Source organism: Kribbella sp. NPDC051770 (assembly GCF_040681455.1).
Taxonomy (GTDB): Bacteria; Actinomycetota; Actinomycetes; order Propionibacteriales; family Kribbellaceae; genus Kribbella.
This window is the reverse complement of sequence record NZ_JBFAYT010000002.1, coordinates 941,341-957,138: the sequence shown is the minus strand read 5'-3', so window position 1 is coordinate 957,138 and position 15,798 is coordinate 941,341. Positions and strand designations below refer to the sequence as shown.

Sequence of the window (15,798 nt, the reverse complement as noted above, 5' to 3'; positions counted from 1 at the left end):
GTCAGAAGCTCCTGTGGAAGACGTGGTCAGGCCGCGGCGGCGGTCGGGGTGGTCAGCTGGAAGAACAGCTCCTCGAGACCGGCGCTGTCGCTCTCGCGCAGCTCGATCAGGATCTGGCCCGCGGCGGCGGCCGCACGGCCGACCTGCTCGGCGGTGGCGTCGACGCGCAGGGCGCCGTCCTGCAGCGGCTCCAGGCTCAGCCCGGCCGCGGTGAGGGCCTGGTTCAGTCCGATCGGGTCCAGGCCGCGGACCAGCGTGCCGCTGCCGGCCAGCAGTTCGTCGAGCGAGCCGTCGGCGACGATCCGGCCGCCACCGATGACGACCAGCCGGTCGACGGTGGCCTGCACCTCGCCCAGCAGGTGGCTGGACAGGATCACGGTGCCGCCGCGGGCGGCGAAGTCCTGGAGCAGCCCACGCATCCAGCGGATGCCCTCGGGGTCCATACCGTTGGCCGGCTCGTCCAGGATCAGCGCCGCCGGGTCACCGAGCAGCGCGCTGGCGATGCCGAGCCGCTGCCGCATGCCGAGCGAGTACTGGCCGACGCGGCGCTTCGCGGCGCCGGTCAGGCCGACCGCCTCGAGCATCTCGTCGGCCCGGGACTTCGGTACGCCCAGCACGCTCGCGTTCAGCGCCAGCGTCTCGCGGCCGGTCCGGCCCGGGTGCTGGGCGGCGGCGTCGAGCATGACGCCGACGACGCGGCCGGGGTTCGGCAGGTCGGCGTACCGCTGGCCGGCGATGGTGGCGGTGCCCGCGCTCGGCGGGGTCAGGCCGGTCAGCATCCGCAGCGTGGTGGACTTGCCGGCACCGTTCGGCCCGAGGAAGCCGGTGATGCTGCCGGGCTGGACGGTGAAGGAGACATCGCTGACAGCCGTGGTGCTGCCGTACCGCTTGCTCAGGTTCTCGACGGTGATCATGGGCCCTACTCTTCCGCCGCGGACCCCCGCGCCACATCGACCGACCGTCTCGACCGGCCCCCTACGAAAGTCGCCACAACTGTGACTCCAGGACCCCCACAAGGGGGACGAAAGACATGACACAGCGCGACTAGGCTGACGGAATGCATTGGTCGTACGCCTGGCTGCGCCGGCCGTACCGCCGGGTCCGCCGGTGGTACGCCTGGTTCGTCAAGCACGCCCCGCGCTTCCGCGACCTGATGTACATCGGCTTCAGCCTGCTGACGATCCTGGCCCAGGCGACCAGCACCGGCGGCCGCGAAGGATGGGTGACCAAGAGCTGGTTCGTGCTCGGCGTCGGCATCTTCGCCTCGCTGGTGCTGTGGTGGCGCCGCCGGTACCCGATCGCCGTCACGGTGATCGGCATCCTGGCGATGGCCGTCGCGCAGATCTTCGTCCCGATGGGCCTGGCGCTGCTGACGCTGGCGATCCGCCGCCGCGACGTCTGGCTCGCGGTCCTCAGCGTGGCCGGCTACGCGGCGTACGTCGGGACCTCGTGGGGGGACAACACCGAGCCGTACGTGCTGCTCTTCACCGGGCCGTTCCTGATCGGCAGCTGGGTCGCCGTCGGTGCCTACATCGGCGCCCGGCGGGACCTGATGGTCTCGCTGCGGGACCGGGCCGAGCGGGCCGAGGCCGAACGCGAGCTGCGCGCCGAGCAGGCCAAGCTCGGCGAGCGGGCCCGGATCGCCCAGGAGATGCACGACGTCCTGGCGCACAAGGTGTCGCTGATCGCGCTGCACGCGGGCGGCCTGGAAGTGAACCCGGCGGTCGGGCCGGAGAAGGTGGAGAGCTCCGCCGGGCTGATCCGGCAGACCGCGCGGCAGGCGATGGAGGACCTGCGCGAGGTGCTCGGCGTACTCAAGGCCGACGTCAGCGAGGACGGCGCCGACCTGGCGCCGGTGCCGAAGGCGTCCGACCTGGCCAAGCTCGTCGACGACTCGCGGGCTGCGGGCGTCGACGTCCGCAGCTCGATCGATCTGCCGGACGACGTACCGCCGCTGGTCGGGCGGACGGTCTACCGGGTCGTCCAGGAGTCGCTGACCAACGTCCACAAGCACGCGCGCGGCGCGACCACCGAGGTCCTGGTCCGGGGGCAGGAAGGTGACGGGGTCACCGTGCGGGTCCGCAACGTCCGGCCGGTCGCGGCTGGTTCACTTCTCCCGGGGTCCGGTGCCGGGCTGGTCGGGCTGAGCGAGCGGGTCACCCTGTCCGGCGGCCAGTTGACCACCGGGCCCACGCAGGACGGCGGCTGGCAGGTCGAGGCCTGGCTGCCCTGGTCGGACGGGAGAGAAGGAGAGGCATGACACGGCTGCTGATCGTGGACGACGAGGCGCTGGTCCGGGCCGGGCTGAAGATGATCCTGGAGTCCGACGAGGACCTCGAGGTGGTCGCCGAGGCCGAGGACGGTGCCGACGCGGCCGCGATGGTCCGCGAGCACAAGCCGGACGTCGTCCTGATGGACATCCGGATGCCACGGCTGGACGGACTGGCCGCGACCCGCGAGATCCAGGCGCTGCCGGATCCGCCGAAGGTCGTCGTACTGACCACGTTCGACCTGGACGACTACGTGTTCCGCGCGCTGCAGGCGGGGGCGAGCGGGTTCCTGCTGAAGGACACGCCGCCGCGTGAGCTGGTCCAGGCCGTCCGGGTGGTCGCGGCCGGTGAGGCGATGCTGTCGCCGGCGGTGACCCGTCGGCTGATCGGGCACTTCGCGGCGGACCCGCGGACCGATCGCCAGCGCGAGGCGCGGGCGCGGCTCACCGCACTCACCGACCGGGAGCGCGAGGTGCTCGCCGCGGTCGCGAAGGGACTGTCGAACGCCGACATCGGCAAGACGCTGTTCATGAGCGAGGCGACCGTGAAGGCGCACGTCTCGCGGGTGCTGGTGAAGCTCGAAGCCACCAACCGGGTCCAGGTCGCGATCCTGGCCCACGACGCGGGACTCCTGGACGAGTAAAAGGAAACCGGCCGTGCGCCGCCGGAGGGGTGGGGCGGCGACGCACAGCCGGTTTCAGGTCAGCGACCGGAGGGGGGATCCGGTCTCGCTGACGGTCTGGACCGGGTCAGCCCCGGTCCGGAGCATCACTTGCGGCCGAAGGCCACGTTCGAGCTCCAGATCTTCGCCTTCGCGACCGGCTTGCCCGGCTTCGAGGCGTGCCACAGGGTGTTCGCGCCGGCGTAGATGCCGACGTGGTACACGCCGCCGCCACCGCTCTTGAAGAACACCAGGTCGCCCGGCTTGGCTGCCTTGCGGCTGATGTGCTTGGTCGCGGCGTACTGCTGACGCGAGGTGCGGGGCAGCTTCTTGCCGGCCTTCTTGTAGACGTAGCCGGTGTAGCCGGAGCAGTCGAAGCCCTTGGTCGTGGTGCCGCCGTAGCGGTACGGCGTGCCCTTGAGCTTCGCGGCCTCCTTCAGCACCTTGGCCTGGAAGGTCGTCGCCTTGCCGGAGCCGCCGTGCAGCAGACCGTGGCTGGCGGCGTAGAACAGCGAGCGCCAGGTGTTCACGGTCATGGTGCCGGTGCGGGGCAGGCCCACGCGGCGCTGGAAGTTGGCCACCGCGGTGCGGGTCGCCGAGCCGTACCAGCCGCCGGCCGGGACGTCGAGCGAGCGCTGCACGTAGCGGACGGCGGAACCGGCGTCGGCGTAGCGCAGCAGCGGCTTGGTGCTGATCGCCTTGTTGCCCCGGGCCCACGCGGCCGAGGTGGTCTTCGAGGTGCCTGCGTGAGCGGTGTCGGCCGGGGCGGCGATGGTGAGCGCCGCTCCGCCGGAGACGGCCAGGCCGACCGAGAGGACGGCGGCCGCGGCTCGCGGGGTGCGGGGAGCCGAGGACTTGCTGGTCTTGCGGTGCTTGGCCAGCGTCCGTCCGGTCGGCCGGGTACTGGACTCGCTCGTGGTGACGGCGCGCAGAAGCGCTGTCCGTCGGGCAGTGACGGGCATGGTTGTCTCCCGACGCCTGCGGAGTTAGCTGTCGGGTTCGGGCTGGAAGTCGATCGCCCGGTCCGCTCCCGCGGACTTCACCCCAGGGACCCGGCCACTCACAGCCGGACCCCAACATCCTGGGTCCCCCACTCCTGCCATGGTTGTTCGAGGGGAACATGTGTGCCTGGCAGGACTCGGCGTTGACACACATGCAGTTCGGCTAATTTGTCGAACCGCCGACGACTGTATAACAGAACGGTCACGACGCAAACCCTCCAATCCACAGAGACCCTCCCAAAAGGCCCTCAGTGGCTCTCTGACGGGTCAGCGACCGCTGCTGAACACCAGGTGTCCTGAGCGTGTCTGAGCGGCGTTCAGGCGCCCGCACAGCCGATTTCTGTGACCTGGGTCACAATCAGAGGTTGCTGTCTGTGACAACCGGCACAGTCAGTACTCAGGCTGCCCTTCGCTGAGCAGTTCCAGGAACCTCTCCAGGCCCACGTTCCCGCCTGAAAGCACCACTCCGACGCGCTCCGGCAGGTCAGCGACCCGGCCGGCCAGCAGCGCCGCCAGCGCGCTCGCCCCGCTCGGCTCGAGAACGATCTTCAGCCGCTCGAACGCGAACGCCATCGCGGCCCGGATCTCGTCGTCGGAGACCAGCGCGAACGCCTCCACCCGCCGCTGGTTGACCGCGAAGGTGAGCTCGCCAGGCGTCGAGATCGCCTGGCCGTCGGCGATCGTCCGCGGCACCTCGATCTCGACCCGCTGCCCGGCGGCCAGCGACCGGGCGTGGTCGTCGCCCGCGGCCGGCTCGACGCCGATCATCCGGATCCCGGGGGAGGCGACGGTCGCCGCGGTCGCGCAGCCGGCCATCAGCCCGCCGCCGCCGACCGGGACGAGCAGCGCACCGAGCGGCCCGACCTCCTCGATCAGCTCCAGCGCCACCGTGCCCTGCCCGGCCATCACGTCGTAGTGGTCGTACGGCGGGATCAGCGTCAGCCCGCGGTCCTCCGACAGCTTCGTGGCCAGCGCCGCTCGGTCCTCGGTGTAGCGGTCGTAGGTGACCACCTCAGCGCCATACCCGCGGGTGGCCGCGACCTTCGTCGGCGGCGCGTCGGCCGGCATCAGGATCACCGCGCGCGTCCCGGCCAGCGCCGCCGCCAGCGCGACCGCCTGGGCGTGGTTCCCCGACGAGTACGCCGCGACGCCGCGCGCCCGTTCCTCCGCGGTCAGCCGGCTGACCGCGTTGAACGCGCCCCGGAACTTGAACGCCCCGATCCGCTGGAAGTTCTCCGCCTTCAGGAACACCTCGGCGCCGACCCGCTCGTTCAGCGTCCGCGACGTCAGCACCGGCGTCCGGTGGGCCGCTCCGGCGATCCGCTCAGCGGCGGCCCGTACGTCGTCGTAGGTCAGCATGCCCTTATTCAACAGGAGATCAGGGTGTCTCCGATCCCCAGGCAGAAGTCCTTGCCCGGTCCGCCGTTCAGGACGTCCTTGCCGGGACCGCCGATCAGCACGTCCTTGCCCTTGCCGCCGTAGAGGATGTCCTTGCCGCCGCCGCCGAGCAGCAGGTCGTCGCCCTTCAGGCCGCACAGGACGTCGTTGCCGGGCGTGCCGATCAGCAGGTCGCTGCCGTTCGTGCCGGTGTGGGTGCAGCTGGGAGCTGGTGGGGCTTCGGCGACCTCAACGGCTCCGGCCTCGCAGTTGGTGCCCTGTGGCCGCGCGACTCCGCGCTGGTCCGTAGTAAGTACAGTGCACGCCGCTGCCGGGACCAGTCCGTTCGCCAGGGATGCAGCCAGCGGCAGCATGGTCTGGGTCGGGCCGCCGTTGCTGGCGAGTGCTGCCAGTTGCGGGCTGCCGGTCTGGTCCGACGGGCCGCTCAGCGAGCAGCTGCCGTCGCTGTCGAAGTTGTAGCCAGTAGAAGTAGTCGCCAGCTCGACAGCGCAGTCGCTACCGCCAGGGCCACCGGCCAGGATCGAGCCGAACGTGTGCAGCCCAGCGTTGGTCGCTACGTTGTCGCCGACTCCACCAGCGGTGTTGCCGGACACCGTCGCGTGCCGCAGGTGCACGTCGTGGTCCAGCGTGTAGATGCCACCGCCTGCTGCGTCCGCGCTGTTGCCGGTGACAGTCGAGTTGTCGACCCGCACCTCGCCGGTCAGCGCGGAGATGCCGCCGCCCTGGCTGTCCGCCACACCTGATGCGGTGTTGCCGTTGATCGTCGAGCGGATCACGTGGATCTGCGCCGGGGGAGGCCCGCCGCTGTTCTCGATGATGCCGGTACTGAGGCCACCGCCCGCGCCGCTCCGGGTGTTACCGGAGATCGTCGTCTCGGTCACCGTGACGACCGGCTGGTCAGCCGGAGCGTCCTGGTCGAACAGCACCTGTACGCCGCCGCCCTGGCTCGTCCCCGCCGGGTGGTTGCCGGTGATGGTCGAGCCGGTGACGGTCAGGTCGCCGCAGGCCGAGCAGATCACGCCGGTCCCGCCGTTGTTGTCCACAGTCGTGTCGGTCAACGTGAACAGACCGGACCCCTGCCCAGTCGTCCGTACGCCGTCGCCACCGTTGTCGCTGATCGTCGAGCCGGTCACGGTCAGCGCGCCGTCGGTCAGACCGACGCCGCGGCCGGTGTTGCCGCTGATCGTCGTACCGGTGATGTGCACTGTGCCCAGCGACAGTGCCACGCCCGTACCGGTGTTGTCGTGAACGCTCGAGTCGGTCAGGTCGAGCACTGCGCCACCGAGCGAGCTGGCGAGCACCCTGCCTGTCCCGGCGTTGTTGCCGGTCGCGGTGGAGTCCGTCAGCGAGGCGTCGCCGTTGTGCCGCAGCGCGGCGCCGTCGACGTCGTCGCCACCGGTCAAAGTGACCGCCTGCAAGGCGATCGAGCCGTCCGAGTCGATCGCGTCGAGCACGCGCTCGCCGGCGCAGTTCTGGTCGATCGTCGCGCCGTTGCCGTCGATCGTCAGCGGCTGCGCCGACGTACTGTCCAGGTCGCCGGAGGCGTTGGTGTCGTTGTCGCCGCACAGGTTCAGCCCGTACGACGCCGCAGCCGCCAGCGTGATCGTGGTCGGCGTCGCGGCCGCGTTGGCCGCGGTCACCGCCTCCCGGAGCGAGGTGAAGGCGTCGGCGCCACTGACGACGTCGGCGGTGGTGGTGACGGTGATCGTGGCCGCCTGCGCGGGGCCGGCCGGAACCAGCAGCGCAGCGACGAGGACGAGACAGGACAGGACGACGCGACGCATCAGCAGTTCCCCCAAAGCCGTTCGCGGCTCCCCCAGCAAACCGGCTTTCCGAGACTTCACCGTCCCACAGCCGCTCGATGGCCGCCAGGCTTCGTAGCATGTCAAGACGGGCGGGACGGCTCCGTACTGATGACGAGCGGCTTCCACCCCGGGAGCCGGAACCGGAGGAGAACCTCGTGAAGTACCTGGTGGTCCTGAACATCAACCCCGACGTCCTGAGCGCGCTGACCGAGGCCGAACAGCAGGCGATCTTCAGCGGGCACGAGAAGTTCCTGGCGACCGTGCAGGAGTCGGGCGAGTTCCGCAGCACGGTGGCGCTGGCCGAGCCGGCCAAGTCGTCGGTGGTGAAGGTCCGCGACGGCGTCCCGGCTGTGACCGACGGGCCGTTCGTGGAGGCGAAGGAGTTCCTGGCCGGCTACTACCTGCTGGACTGCGCGTCCCGGGAGCGGGTCGAGGAACTGGCGGCGATGATTCCCGACGCCGGCGTCGAGGGCCTCGGCGTCGAGGTGCGCGAAGTGGTCTTCGAGCAGGAGCGCTGACAGCCTGGACGGCAGGGACGCGGATGGTCCCTGCCGTCAACGGCGTCAGGAGGTCTGGTCGTCGACCTGCGCGTCGCCGGCGTTCTTCTTGATCGACTCGATCCCGTTCAGCGCCGAGGCCTTGGTCTTGTAGCTCTCGCTGCTGGTCGCGATCACCTCGCCGTTGCCGGCCTTCAGCCGGAACCGGAACTCGCCCGACTTGTCCTCGTACAGCTCGAACTTGCCCGCCATTGTCGAACCTCCCGTGGTGATGGTCTGGTTCGGAGCGTAGCGGCGGACTCACGCCGTGTCGCCCGACCGGCCGAGCGCTCGGCCGATCGGTACGGCGTACTAGGCGGTGGGCCGGTTAGCGCCGGGCCAGGGACCAGGGGTCGGGCCGTCGGCGTCCGGGCGCTCCTCTTGCTCTGTCTTGTAGGGCCGGAGGCCGCGGGCCTTGTAGTTGGCGAGTGCGTTGGGGCCGTCGAGGGTGTTGGTGTGCAGCCAGACGCGGGTGACCTCGCTGAGCTCCGGGTGTCGCTCCGGGAAGGTCCAGGCCTGCTGGAGCCCCACGGTGAGCAGGTGACCGCCGATACCGCGGCCGATGAAGCTGGGGAGCAGGCCGAAGTTCTCCACCTCCACCTCGGTGCCCTCGCCCTTCAGCGCGATGTAGCCGGCCGGTACGCCGCCGGCGTACGCGACCCAGGTCTCGAAGGCCGGCCTGGTCAGGTGCTCGACCCAGCGGGCCCAGTCCCACTTGAGCTTCTCGGTCCAGTGCCACTCGCCGCCGACGGCGCTGTAGAGGTAGCGGGCGAACTCGGGGGAGAGCTCCTCGACCCGGCGCAGCTCGGCGGAGGTGGGCTTGGCCGGGCGTACGTCGTACGGGGTGGTCTGCTCGAGGTACGTCAGGATGCTGATCGTCATGCCGGTCGGACGCCGCGAATCCCCGCGACAACGAGATCGATACCCAACGAGTAGTAATCGTCGGTGGAGGCCGGGCAGACCAGGGTGTCGGCGGTGCCGGTGATCAGCGGGTAGCGCTTGGGGTCGAGCGCGCTCAGCGTGGCGCGCTTGAGGCGCAGGGCCTGCTCGCGCGCGGACGGCTCGGGGTCCTCGCCGGCGCCGGGCTCGGTGGTGACCAGGGTGATCAGTGAGCAGATCGACTGCCGGCCCACCTCGGCGGCGTAGTCGGGGTCGAAGCCGCCGTCGACCAGGATCTCCATCGTCCGCTCGGCCATCTCCAGACCGGGCTCGGCGATCAGGATCCGGGTCAGCGTCAGCCCGGCCACACGCGGGTGCGGCCGCAGGGCCGCGACGAACGCGGTCAGCATCTGCCGCAGCCGCTCCTCCCACGGACGCTCCGACGGCTCCGGCAGCTCGATGTCGGCGAGCAGCCGGTCGCCGAGCGCGTTCAGCAGGTCGAGCTTGTCGCTGAAGTGCCGGTAGAGCGCCATCGGGGTCACCTCGTGCAGCTGCGCGAGCCGCCGCAGAGTGACCGCGTCCAGGCCCTCGGTGTCGGCCAGCTCGAGCGCGCTGTCGACGACCTGGGCGGGGTCGAGCCGCTTGGTGAGGGTGGGCATGTTGACAAGTTTACACCGTAGACCTAGCGTGTACGACGTCAGCTTACAACGTATACATACGGCGTAGACCAAGTGAGGTAGTCGTGAAGCGACGCAGTCCCTGGGCCACCCTGGCGGTGCTGGCCCTGGCGCAGTTCATCGTGGTGCTCGACGTGACGATCGTGAACGTCGCGCTGCCCGACATCCAGGCCGATCTCGGCTTCTCCGCGGAGACCCTGCAGTGGGTGATCAGCGCGTACACCCTGCTCTTCGGCGGCTTCCTGCTGCTCGGCGGCCGGATGGCCGACCTGCTCGGACCCCGCCGCGTCTTCATCGCCGGGCTGCTGCTGTTCGGCGTCACCTCGCTGGTCGGTGGGCTGGCGACCTCGCCGGAGTTCCTGATCGGCGCGCGCGCAGTCCAGGGCCTCGGCGGCGCGCTGCTCTCACCGGCCGCGCTCGCGATCCTGACCATGACGTTCGCGCACGGCCGCGAACGCAACATCGCGATGGGCGTCTGGGGCGGCCTGGCCGGGCTCGGCGGCACCCTCGGCGTCGTCGCCGGCGGCGTACTGGTCGACTCGCTCAGCTGGCAGTGGGTGTTCTTCGTCAACGTGCCGATCGTGCTCGCGCTGGTCGCGCTGATCCCGGTCTTCGTCCCCGACCTGCGCCACAACGAGGACCGGCCGCGCGGCTTCGACACCGCCGGCGCCGTACTCGGCACGGGTGGACTGCTGGCGATCGTGTACGCCGTGGTCCGCGCCGAGCCGCGCGGTTGGGGATCTTTCGAGGTCCTGGGCTTCCTGGTCGGCGGCGTCCTGCTGCTGGGCGCCTTCGTGCTGGTCGAGTCGCGCTCCAAGGCGCCGCTGGTCCCGCTGCGGCTGTTCCGTTCGCGTGCTTTGAGCGTCTCGAGCGTTTCGCTGGCGCTGAACGGCGCGGGCTTCCTGTCGATGTTCTTCCTGACCGCGATCTACCTGCAACAGGTCCGCGGCGACTCCGCTCTGCAGGCCGGCGTGCACTTCTTGCCGATGGGCTTCGCCGCCGTACTCGGCGCGGTGATCGCGTCCCAGCTCGTCCAGAAGGTCGGCACCCGCACAGTCCAGCTCGGCGGCTCGGTGCTCTCGCTGGCGGCGCTGATCCTGCTCTCCCGCGCTGACGCCACCGGCGCTTACGCGTCGCATCTGCTGCCCGGCTTCATTCTGTTCGGGCTCGGCATCATCGGCGTCGCCGTACCGGCTCAGATCGCGGCGGTCTCCGAGGTCGAGCACCACGAGGCCGGCGCCGCGTCGGGCGCTGTCACCACGATGTACCAAGTCGGCGGCGCACTCGGCCTGGCCATCGTCACGACTCTGTCCATCACGCGTACGACGGACGCCCTCGTCGCTGGTGTGGCTCAGCAGCAAGCGCTGGTCGAGGGCTTCCAGCGGGGGATGCTGGTCGCGGCGCTGTTCGCGGTCGCCAACGTGGTGGTCACGCTGGTCACTCCCCAGATCCAGCCCACCGCCGAACAGCTCACCGAGGCAGCCGCCGCTGCCTGATCGCCGGGGGCTCGGCCGCGCGCGTCGCCTGCTCGCGGCGCTCGCGCGGCCGGCCCGGCGTTCGCGGCGGCCCCAGGTGTCTACGGTGTGCGGGTGATCCCCGCCGCGTTCGCCCAGCAGACCATCGCCCGAGAGGGTGCTCCCGGCCGGACCTGGCTCGACCAGCTCCCCGCCCTCACCGAGCACCACCTCGGGCGCTGGCACTGCACCCAGACGGCACCCGCGATCCACGGCCAGGTCGCCCTGATCGTCCCCGCGACCCGCGCCGGCACCCCCGTGATCCTCAAACTCTCCTTCCCCCACCCCGGCCACCGCTTCGAGCCCACCGCCCTCGCCACCTGGTCCGGTACCGGCGCCATCCACCTCCTCGAACGCGACGACCAGGCGTTCGCGATGCTCCTCGAACGCCTCCCCGGCGAAACCTTGTCCACCGCCACCGAAGACCCCTGGCACCTGGCCGGCACCCTCGCCCGCCGCCTCGCCGTACCCGCACCCCCGGAGATCCCCCGCCTGACAGCAACCCTCCCCGGCTGGTCCCGCCAATTACTTGCCCAAAGCAAACACTTGGGCCACCCGCTCCCACGCCGCCAGATCGACGCAGCCCTGGAAACCGTCGAGGCCCTCGCCGAAGACCGAACCGACACGATGCTCCACGGCGACCTGCACTTCGCCAACATCCTCCGCGCCCACCGCGAACCCTGGCTGGTCATCGACCCCAAAGGCCTGGCCGGCACCGCCGCCTTCGACGCCGCCACCATCGTCCGCGACCGCATCGAAGAAATCACCGACAACCTCGAACCAGGCCTCCACCGCCGCCTGGCGACGTACAGCGAGGCAGCCGGCGTAGACCCCACCCTCGCCCGCCGAACCACCCAGGCCCGAGCCGTCAGCTCAGCCCTCTGGGAACGCCTCCACCACCAGCCGCGCCTGGGCATCGCCCTAGCCGACCGAATCGCGGAGCTACTCCTCTGACCTCATCCCACCCAGGTCACGTCGAATATCCGCAGTAGTTCCCGCTCGGTGTCGAGGAAGAACGACAACAAGCCGAACGAGTCAAAGGTCGTCTGCCGGAACGCCGGTTCGTCCGGACTCAGCGGCAGGCTGTCCCAGGGGTCGGAGACGAGTTCGGTGGCGCGCCGCACCAACGCGTCGAAAGCCTCCGGCGGGAGTCCGTGGAGCTGAGCAAGTGCGGTCGCGTGGAACTCCACGCGGTACTTCACGTCCGGTCAGGCCACCCTGGTAGGACCTGATCCGCTGGCACGAACTCCTCGTCCCGGCTCTCACGTGCGGCGGCTGCCGCCTCGTCGAACTCAGGGCGGGAGTAAGCCACCGCCCTGAGTTGCCACAGATGCAGTACGTCGCGCAGCTGCCGGAACCGCCAGACCTCGTGCGCCGCGTCCAGCGCCTGGTGGTACTCGTTCAGGAACTGCTCGTGCCACCGCTGCGGCAGCACGCGCAGGATCTCCGCGGGGTCGTCCCCGGGTCCCTGAACCGGCTGCGCAGTCATGTCCTCAGATTAACCGCTCGCCGATCCGGCCCGCTGCACGTTGTCCACAGCCAGCGCGAAGCTGTACGCCGGCTTGCCGTTCAGCTCGAGCTCCCCGGTGCGCACGAACCCCGTGCGCGCGAGCACCCTCTGCGACGCGAGGTTCGTGACCGTCGTCCGCGCGGTGATCACCGACAGCCCGTACGCCGTACCGACGACCTCGCGCACCCCCCACGTCGCCAGCCCGCGCCCGGCGGCCGACTCCGCGATGCGGTAGCCGAGGTCGGCCGTGCCGTTCTCGATCATCACCAGGTTGACCCGCCCGAGGATCCGCCCGTCGTCGACCAGGACATGAAACCGGTCGGTCCCTGCGTCCTGCATCGCCAGCAGCGCCGCGTGCCGCGCCGGGAACTCCGCGAAGTACGCGTCACCGCGATCGGGGATCACCCGCGCGAAGTACTCCCGGTTCTCCCGCTCGAACCGCAGCAGTTCGTCCGCGTGCTCGGCCGTGACCCGTTCCACCGTCACCATCCGGCGAACCTACCTCCGGCCGCCCGCCGGACGCGACGGACTTTCACGTGCCGCGACTCAGCCGACCGGGTACGCGACGTACGCGAAGAACCGGCTGTCCGGCGACCAGCTCGCCACGTTCATCGTCCCCTGCCCACCGAACACCGTCGCGACCTCCCGAATCTCCCCGTCGACCAGCAACCGCACCCGAACGTCCTCGACATCGGCCGGATGCCCGACCGTCCCCGGCGGGAAACTCACGTAAGCGATCGCCGACCCGTCCGGCGCCGGGTGCGGAAACCAGTTCACCCGCTCGTCGTGCGTCAACTGCTCGAGCACTTCACCGCGAATCCGGAAAAGCTGCGCATTCGCCGAAGCGCGCTCGGAGTTGAAGTAGATCCATTCCCCGTCCGGCCCGAACTCCGCCCCGTCGTCGGCAAAGGCATCGTCCGTCACTGCCACATCGTCCCCACCGCTCGACGGAATGGTCCACACATTCGTCCGCCGCTCGGCATCCATCCCGATGTAGGCCAACGTCGAACCGTCCGGCGAAACCCCGTGCAGGTAATACCGGAACCCCACACCGCGCTCATTGCTTACCCGCCGAGCAGCCCCGTCGGTCACGCCGTACAAATGCCCGTCCTCAGCCGAAACGTAAACCGTCTCCCCATCCGGCCCGATCACATGATCGTTGTTGATCTCCGGCACCCCACCGAGCGGAATCTCCTCCAGCTCCCCGCCCTCGACGGAAAGCCGGAACAACTTCCCGTCCCCGTTCACCACCAGCCATTTCCCGTCCGGCGACCAGTTCGGAGCCTCGACCAGAACGTCCCGCGACGAGAACACCAGCCGGCTCACCCCCGTCCGTACGTCGACCACGTAGACCTCAGCCGTCTGCCCATCCGCAAGAGTCCGCGCCATACCGCAGAACCTACCCGCGCCCACCGCGGCGTAGGGCGTGTCTCCTAGTTCCCGCCTACTGCGCGGCACTCGGCACGGCACCTCGGAGCACTGGAGCAAAGGCCACGATGGAAAAACATCGAGGCCTTCACTCCAGCACTCCGAGCTACCGCGCCGAGCACCTGCTCGCTACGGCGGGAACTAGGAGACACGCCCTAGGCTCGACCCCATGAAAGACCAGACCTGGCACCTGAAACGCGGCGACGAGCTGGTCGCCGCCCTGGTCGTCGTCGGCGCCGACTACCCCTGGCTCCAGGCCCATGTCGAGCCGACGCCGGCGTTCGACGACGTCAAGCACCTGTTCGAGCAACTCGAGTCCGACGAGGACGCCTGGGCCTCCGCGACCGCCGAGATCCGCTCCACCCTCACCCTCGTCGACCCGAACGGCACCCCCGTCGCCGAGTACCTCCTCCACATCGACGGCGAGTCCGCCTGGTGGCGCTGGGTCGACTGACTCAGCCCTTCAGCACCGGCGCGATCTCCTCGCACACCAACCGCCGGTACGTCGCCGCATCCAGCACCCGCCCCCGTACGCCGTGCCGCAACCTCCGCTCGCGCACGAGCCGCGGCCCACCCGCGAAGAACCGCAGCGCCAGCTCCCGATCCCGCTTCAACGCCGGCAACATGTACGCCGGCCGAGCGCCCGCCCGCTGCAGCAGCTCGTCCGCGAGCTTCGCCCGCGCCCCAGCCAGAAACCCGTGCAACTCCTCCCGCAGCTCGACCACCACCGCGAACTCCTCCGGCGCCGCCCGAGTGATTGCCGCAGGCATCCGTTCCCCGACGCCGTCGCTTGCCCACAGCAACCGAAGCAGCGCCGTGTACCCATCACTGCAAGCGATCCCGAGTGACGACGAGACGCCCTTCCCCAGATGCGGGAAGCACCCGTAGGCCCGCCCGTCAGCAGAGCTGCCGAGCCGAAGCCGCAAGACACCCGCGGCCTCGTCATGCACCACCACGTAAGGAACCCGAGCACCCTGCCCCACCGCCGCGACCCCACGCACCCCGGTGTTCGCGTTGTACGCCGGCCGCAGCGCGAAGATCAGCTCCGACTCCCGCCAGGCCGCCGCCTCCTCGGACGCCGCGACCTCCCAGACCACTCGGCGTACCAGGTCGTACCTCTCGTACAGCCCCACCCGAGGCCCCTTGGCCGCAGCATGCTGCGCGAGCCGCCGCTTGAGGTTGCCCGCCTTCCCGACGTACAGGACCTCACCGGCCCCGTCGAGAAACAAGTACACCCCCGGCGAACCAGGCGCCGCGACCTCCCGCAGCACCTCGCTCACCCCGAGATCCACCCGGCCTTGGTCAGCACCTCCAGCGCGATCTCCGCCAGCTCCCGCCCGCTCGTCTCGACCACGAAATCCGTCGGCCCCGACTGCTCCAGACTCGCGGCCAGCTCGACCGATCGCCGGACCAGCCCCTCGTACGACGACCCGGCCTCGCGCCGCCGCACCCGCTCCCGCAGGACCTCGTCCTCGGCGACCAGCCGGCACACGACGATCTCGGCGCCCGGGATCGCCTCCGCGTACGCCGCCAGGTCCGCCTCGGCCTCGACCACCCGCGCGATGATGGCCCGGTCGATGCCGGCCTCGGCGTAGTTCGCCCACACCGACGCCAGGTTCCGCAGCGCCATCCGCTCGTTGTACGGGTCGCCCTCGGCGTACGGCCAACTGATGCCGAAGGCATCGAGATCGATCACCGCGTGCGCGATGTCGCGGTCGATCAGCTGGTCGAACATCTCGTGCGCGACCGAGCTCTTCCCGACCCCGACCGGCCCACTCACGATCAGCACCGGAATCCTCATGCCGCCGACCCTACCGAGCCGCTCCGACATCCGCAGGTTGTTTGACGACCCCGCCCGGCCTCGGTCAAGATGGAGGTCCGGCGCGGCCCGCGCCTCACCTTCGTCGACCGGCCCCAGCCCGGTCCACCGCTGAAGGCAAAGGGATCTCCGATCTCGGGCCGCTCGTCCTGGTCACCCGCCTCGGACGGGGTCGCTGGGGGATCGCGGTCGAGTGCGTGGAAGGCCAGATGACAGCGCACAGGAACTTGAAGCGACGGGTCCGTGCCCGCGCCGCCAAAACCGGCGAGTCCTACACGGCTGCCCTCCGGCACTTCCGTC

General features: G+C 70.2%; 19 protein-coding genes and 1 riboswitch. Of the genes, 6 read left to right on the top strand and 13 right to left on the bottom strand.

From position 1 onward, the window contains the following. Nucleotides 1-26 precede the first annotated feature (26 nt). Nucleotides 27-914: an ABC transporter ATP-binding protein gene (locus tag AB0M01_RS11220; protein WP_363668013.1), complete on the bottom strand. Its 888-nt coding sequence runs from the start codon at nucleotides 912-914 to the stop codon at nucleotides 27-29. A 143-nt stretch (nucleotides 915-1,057) separates the two neighbouring features. Between AB0M01_RS11220 and AB0M01_RS11215 the strand changes: the two genes are divergently transcribed. Then, entirely contained in the window at nucleotides 1,058-2,260 is a 1,203-nt protein-coding gene (locus AB0M01_RS11215) for a histidine kinase (RefSeq protein WP_363668010.1), read from the top strand. Beyond that, a complete protein-coding gene (locus AB0M01_RS11210; protein WP_363668008.1) occupies nucleotides 2,257-2,913 on the top strand; it encodes a response regulator transcription factor in 657 nt (218 codons plus the stop codon). Before AB0M01_RS11215 ends, AB0M01_RS11210 begins: the two co-directional genes overlap by 4 nt. Before the next feature lie 125 nt (nucleotides 2,914-3,038). Here the strand turns inward: AB0M01_RS11210 and AB0M01_RS11205 are convergent, their stop codons facing one another. The 3 genes from AB0M01_RS11205 to AB0M01_RS11195 all read right to left on the bottom strand — a co-directional run bounded on the left by AB0M01_RS11205 (nucleotide 3,039) and on the right by AB0M01_RS11195 (nucleotide 7,114). After that, nucleotides 3,039-3,893 carry a C40 family peptidase gene (locus AB0M01_RS11205; RefSeq protein ID WP_363668006.1) on the bottom strand — a complete coding sequence of 285 codons (855 nt, stop codon included), beginning with the start codon at nucleotides 3,891-3,893 and terminating at the stop codon, nucleotides 3,039-3,041. Further along, a riboswitch (cyclic di-AMP (ydaO/yuaA leader) is annotated at nucleotides 3,893-4,085 on the bottom strand. It overlaps the preceding gene by 1 nt. Before the next feature lie 237 nt (nucleotides 4,086-4,322). After that, entirely contained in the window at nucleotides 4,323-5,291 is a 969-nt protein-coding gene (locus AB0M01_RS11200; RefSeq protein ID WP_363668004.1) for a pyridoxal-phosphate dependent enzyme, read from the bottom strand. An 8-nt stretch (nucleotides 5,292-5,299) separates the two neighbouring features. Next, complete coding sequence (locus AB0M01_RS11195; protein WP_363668002.1) at nucleotides 5,300-7,114, bottom strand: right-handed parallel beta-helix repeat-containing protein; 1,815 nt, start codon at nucleotides 7,112-7,114, stop codon at nucleotides 5,300-5,302. Between the two features lie 176 nt (nucleotides 7,115-7,290). Here AB0M01_RS11195 and AB0M01_RS11190 point away from each other — a divergent pair, with 176 nt between their 5' ends. Continuing rightward, nucleotides 7,291-7,653 carry a YciI family protein gene (locus AB0M01_RS11190; RefSeq protein ID WP_363668000.1) on the top strand — a complete coding sequence of 121 codons (363 nt, stop codon included), beginning with the start codon at nucleotides 7,291-7,293 and terminating at the stop codon, nucleotides 7,651-7,653. Nucleotides 7,654-7,698: 45 nt separating this feature from the next. On the opposite strand, the gene AB0M01_RS11185 is transcribed toward AB0M01_RS11190, so the two are convergent. The 3 genes from AB0M01_RS11185 to AB0M01_RS11175 all read right to left on the bottom strand — a co-directional run bounded on the left by AB0M01_RS11185 (nucleotide 7,699) and on the right by AB0M01_RS11175 (nucleotide 9,209). After that, complete coding sequence (locus AB0M01_RS11185; protein WP_363667998.1) at nucleotides 7,699-7,884, bottom strand: YegP family protein; 186 nt, start codon at nucleotides 7,882-7,884, stop codon at nucleotides 7,699-7,701. A gap of 99 nt (nucleotides 7,885-7,983) precedes the next feature. Next, on the bottom strand, nucleotides 7,984-8,553 hold the full coding sequence (locus tag AB0M01_RS11180; RefSeq protein WP_363667996.1) for a GNAT family N-acetyltransferase: 570 nt from the start codon (nucleotides 8,551-8,553) through the stop codon (nucleotides 7,984-7,986). Then, a complete protein-coding gene (locus AB0M01_RS11175) occupies nucleotides 8,550-9,209 on the bottom strand; it encodes a TetR/AcrR family transcriptional regulator C-terminal domain-containing protein (protein WP_363667994.1) in 660 nt (219 codons plus the stop codon). The genes AB0M01_RS11180 and AB0M01_RS11175 overlap by 4 nt, the downstream gene beginning before the upstream one ends. A gap of 83 nt (nucleotides 9,210-9,292) precedes the next feature. Here AB0M01_RS11175 and AB0M01_RS11170 point away from each other — a divergent pair, with 83 nt between their 5' ends. Further along, nucleotides 9,293-10,723 (top strand): MFS transporter, encoded by a 1,431-nt coding sequence (locus AB0M01_RS11170; RefSeq protein ID WP_363667993.1) that lies wholly within the window; start codon nucleotides 9,293-9,295, stop codon nucleotides 10,721-10,723. Nucleotides 10,724-10,816: 93 nt separating this feature from the next. After that, nucleotides 10,817-11,695: an aminoglycoside phosphotransferase family protein gene (locus AB0M01_RS11165; protein WP_363667991.1), complete on the top strand. Its 879-nt coding sequence runs from the start codon at nucleotides 10,817-10,819 to the stop codon at nucleotides 11,693-11,695. A 2-nt stretch (nucleotides 11,696-11,697) separates the two neighbouring features. On the opposite strand, the gene AB0M01_RS11160 is transcribed toward AB0M01_RS11165, so the two are convergent. From AB0M01_RS11160 to AB0M01_RS11145, 4 genes are read right to left on the bottom strand one after another with little or no spacing between them, the layout of a single operon-like run. Beyond that, nucleotides 11,698-11,931 carry a hypothetical protein gene (locus AB0M01_RS11160; RefSeq protein ID WP_363667989.1) on the bottom strand — a complete coding sequence of 78 codons (234 nt, stop codon included), beginning with the start codon at nucleotides 11,929-11,931 and terminating at the stop codon, nucleotides 11,698-11,700. Nucleotides 11,932-11,939: 8 nt separating this feature from the next. After that, nucleotides 11,940-12,230, bottom strand: coding sequence for a DUF6247 family protein (locus AB0M01_RS11155; RefSeq protein ID WP_363667987.1), 291 nt, complete (start codon nucleotides 12,228-12,230; stop codon nucleotides 11,940-11,942). 9 nt (nucleotides 12,231-12,239) lie between these two features. Then, nucleotides 12,240-12,740, bottom strand: a complete 501-nt coding sequence (locus tag AB0M01_RS11150) for a GNAT family N-acetyltransferase (protein WP_363667985.1) — start codon at nucleotides 12,738-12,740, stop codon at nucleotides 12,240-12,242. A 57-nt stretch (nucleotides 12,741-12,797) separates the two neighbouring features. Beyond that, nucleotides 12,798-13,640: a biopolymer transporter Tol gene (locus AB0M01_RS11145; RefSeq protein ID WP_363667983.1), complete on the bottom strand. Its 843-nt coding sequence runs from the start codon at nucleotides 13,638-13,640 to the stop codon at nucleotides 12,798-12,800. Nucleotides 13,641-13,848: 208 nt separating this feature from the next. On the opposite strand from AB0M01_RS11145, the gene AB0M01_RS11140 reads away from it, so the two are divergent. Then, nucleotides 13,849-14,133: a hypothetical protein gene (locus AB0M01_RS11140; protein ID WP_363667981.1), complete on the top strand. Its 285-nt coding sequence runs from the start codon at nucleotides 13,849-13,851 to the stop codon at nucleotides 14,131-14,133. 1 nt (nucleotide 14,134) lies between these two features. Here AB0M01_RS11140 and AB0M01_RS11135 read toward each other — a convergent pair whose 3' ends face one another. Together AB0M01_RS11135 and AB0M01_RS11130 are read right to left on the bottom strand one after the other, a co-directional pair. Continuing rightward, a complete protein-coding gene (locus AB0M01_RS11135) occupies nucleotides 14,135-14,959 on the bottom strand; it encodes a nucleotide excision repair endonuclease (protein ID WP_363667979.1) in 825 nt (274 codons plus the stop codon). Continuing rightward, entirely contained in the window at nucleotides 14,956-15,480 is a 525-nt protein-coding gene (locus tag AB0M01_RS11130; RefSeq protein WP_363667977.1) for a hypothetical protein, read from the bottom strand. The genes AB0M01_RS11135 and AB0M01_RS11130 overlap by 4 nt, the downstream gene beginning before the upstream one ends. Nucleotides 15,481-15,798: the final 318 nt, after the last annotated feature.

What these genes read in the sequence shown, in the direction of transcription:
- AB0M01_RS11220 (WP_363668013.1), bottom strand. Translation starts at nt 914, where the DNA reads ATGATCACCGTCGAGAACCTGAGCAAGCGGTACGGCAGCACCACGGCT.
- AB0M01_RS11215 (WP_363668010.1), top strand. Translation starts at nt 1,058, where the DNA reads ATGCATTGGTCGTACGCCTGGCTGCGCCGGCCGTACCGCCGGGTCCGC.
- AB0M01_RS11210 (WP_363668008.1), top strand. Translation starts at nt 2,257, where the DNA reads ATGACACGGCTGCTGATCGTGGACGACGAGGCGCTGGTCCGGGCCGGG.
- AB0M01_RS11205 (WP_363668006.1), bottom strand. Translation starts at nt 3,893, where the DNA reads ATGCCCGTCACTGCCCGACGGACAGCGCTTCTGCGCGCCGTCACCACG.
- AB0M01_RS11200 (WP_363668004.1), bottom strand. Translation starts at nt 5,291, where the DNA reads ATGCTGACCTACGACGACGTACGGGCCGCCGCTGAGCGGATCGCCGGA.
- AB0M01_RS11195 (WP_363668002.1), bottom strand. Translation starts at nt 7,114, where the DNA reads ATGCGTCGCGTCGTCCTGTCCTGTCTCGTCCTCGTCGCTGCGCTGCTG.
- AB0M01_RS11185 (WP_363667998.1), bottom strand. Translation starts at nt 7,884, where the DNA reads ATGGCGGGCAAGTTCGAGCTGTACGAGGACAAGTCGGGCGAGTTCCGG.
- AB0M01_RS11180 (WP_363667996.1), bottom strand. Translation starts at nt 8,553, where the DNA reads ATGACGATCAGCATCCTGACGTACCTCGAGCAGACCACCCCGTACGAC.
- AB0M01_RS11175 (WP_363667994.1), bottom strand. Translation starts at nt 9,209, where the DNA reads ATGCCCACCCTCACCAAGCGGCTCGACCCCGCCCAGGTCGTCGACAGC.
- AB0M01_RS11155 (WP_363667987.1), bottom strand. Translation starts at nt 12,230, where the DNA reads ATGACTGCGCAGCCGGTTCAGGGACCCGGGGACGACCCCGCGGAGATC.
- AB0M01_RS11150 (WP_363667985.1), bottom strand. Translation starts at nt 12,740, where the DNA reads ATGGTGACGGTGGAACGGGTCACGGCCGAGCACGCGGACGAACTGCTG.
- AB0M01_RS11145 (WP_363667983.1), bottom strand. Translation starts at nt 13,640, where the DNA reads ATGGCGCGGACTCTTGCGGATGGGCAGACGGCTGAGGTCTACGTGGTC.
- AB0M01_RS11140 (WP_363667981.1), top strand. Translation starts at nt 13,849, where the DNA reads ATGAAAGACCAGACCTGGCACCTGAAACGCGGCGACGAGCTGGTCGCC.
- AB0M01_RS11130 (WP_363667977.1), bottom strand. Translation starts at nt 15,480, where the DNA reads ATGAGGATTCCGGTGCTGATCGTGAGTGGGCCGGTCGGGGTCGGGAAG.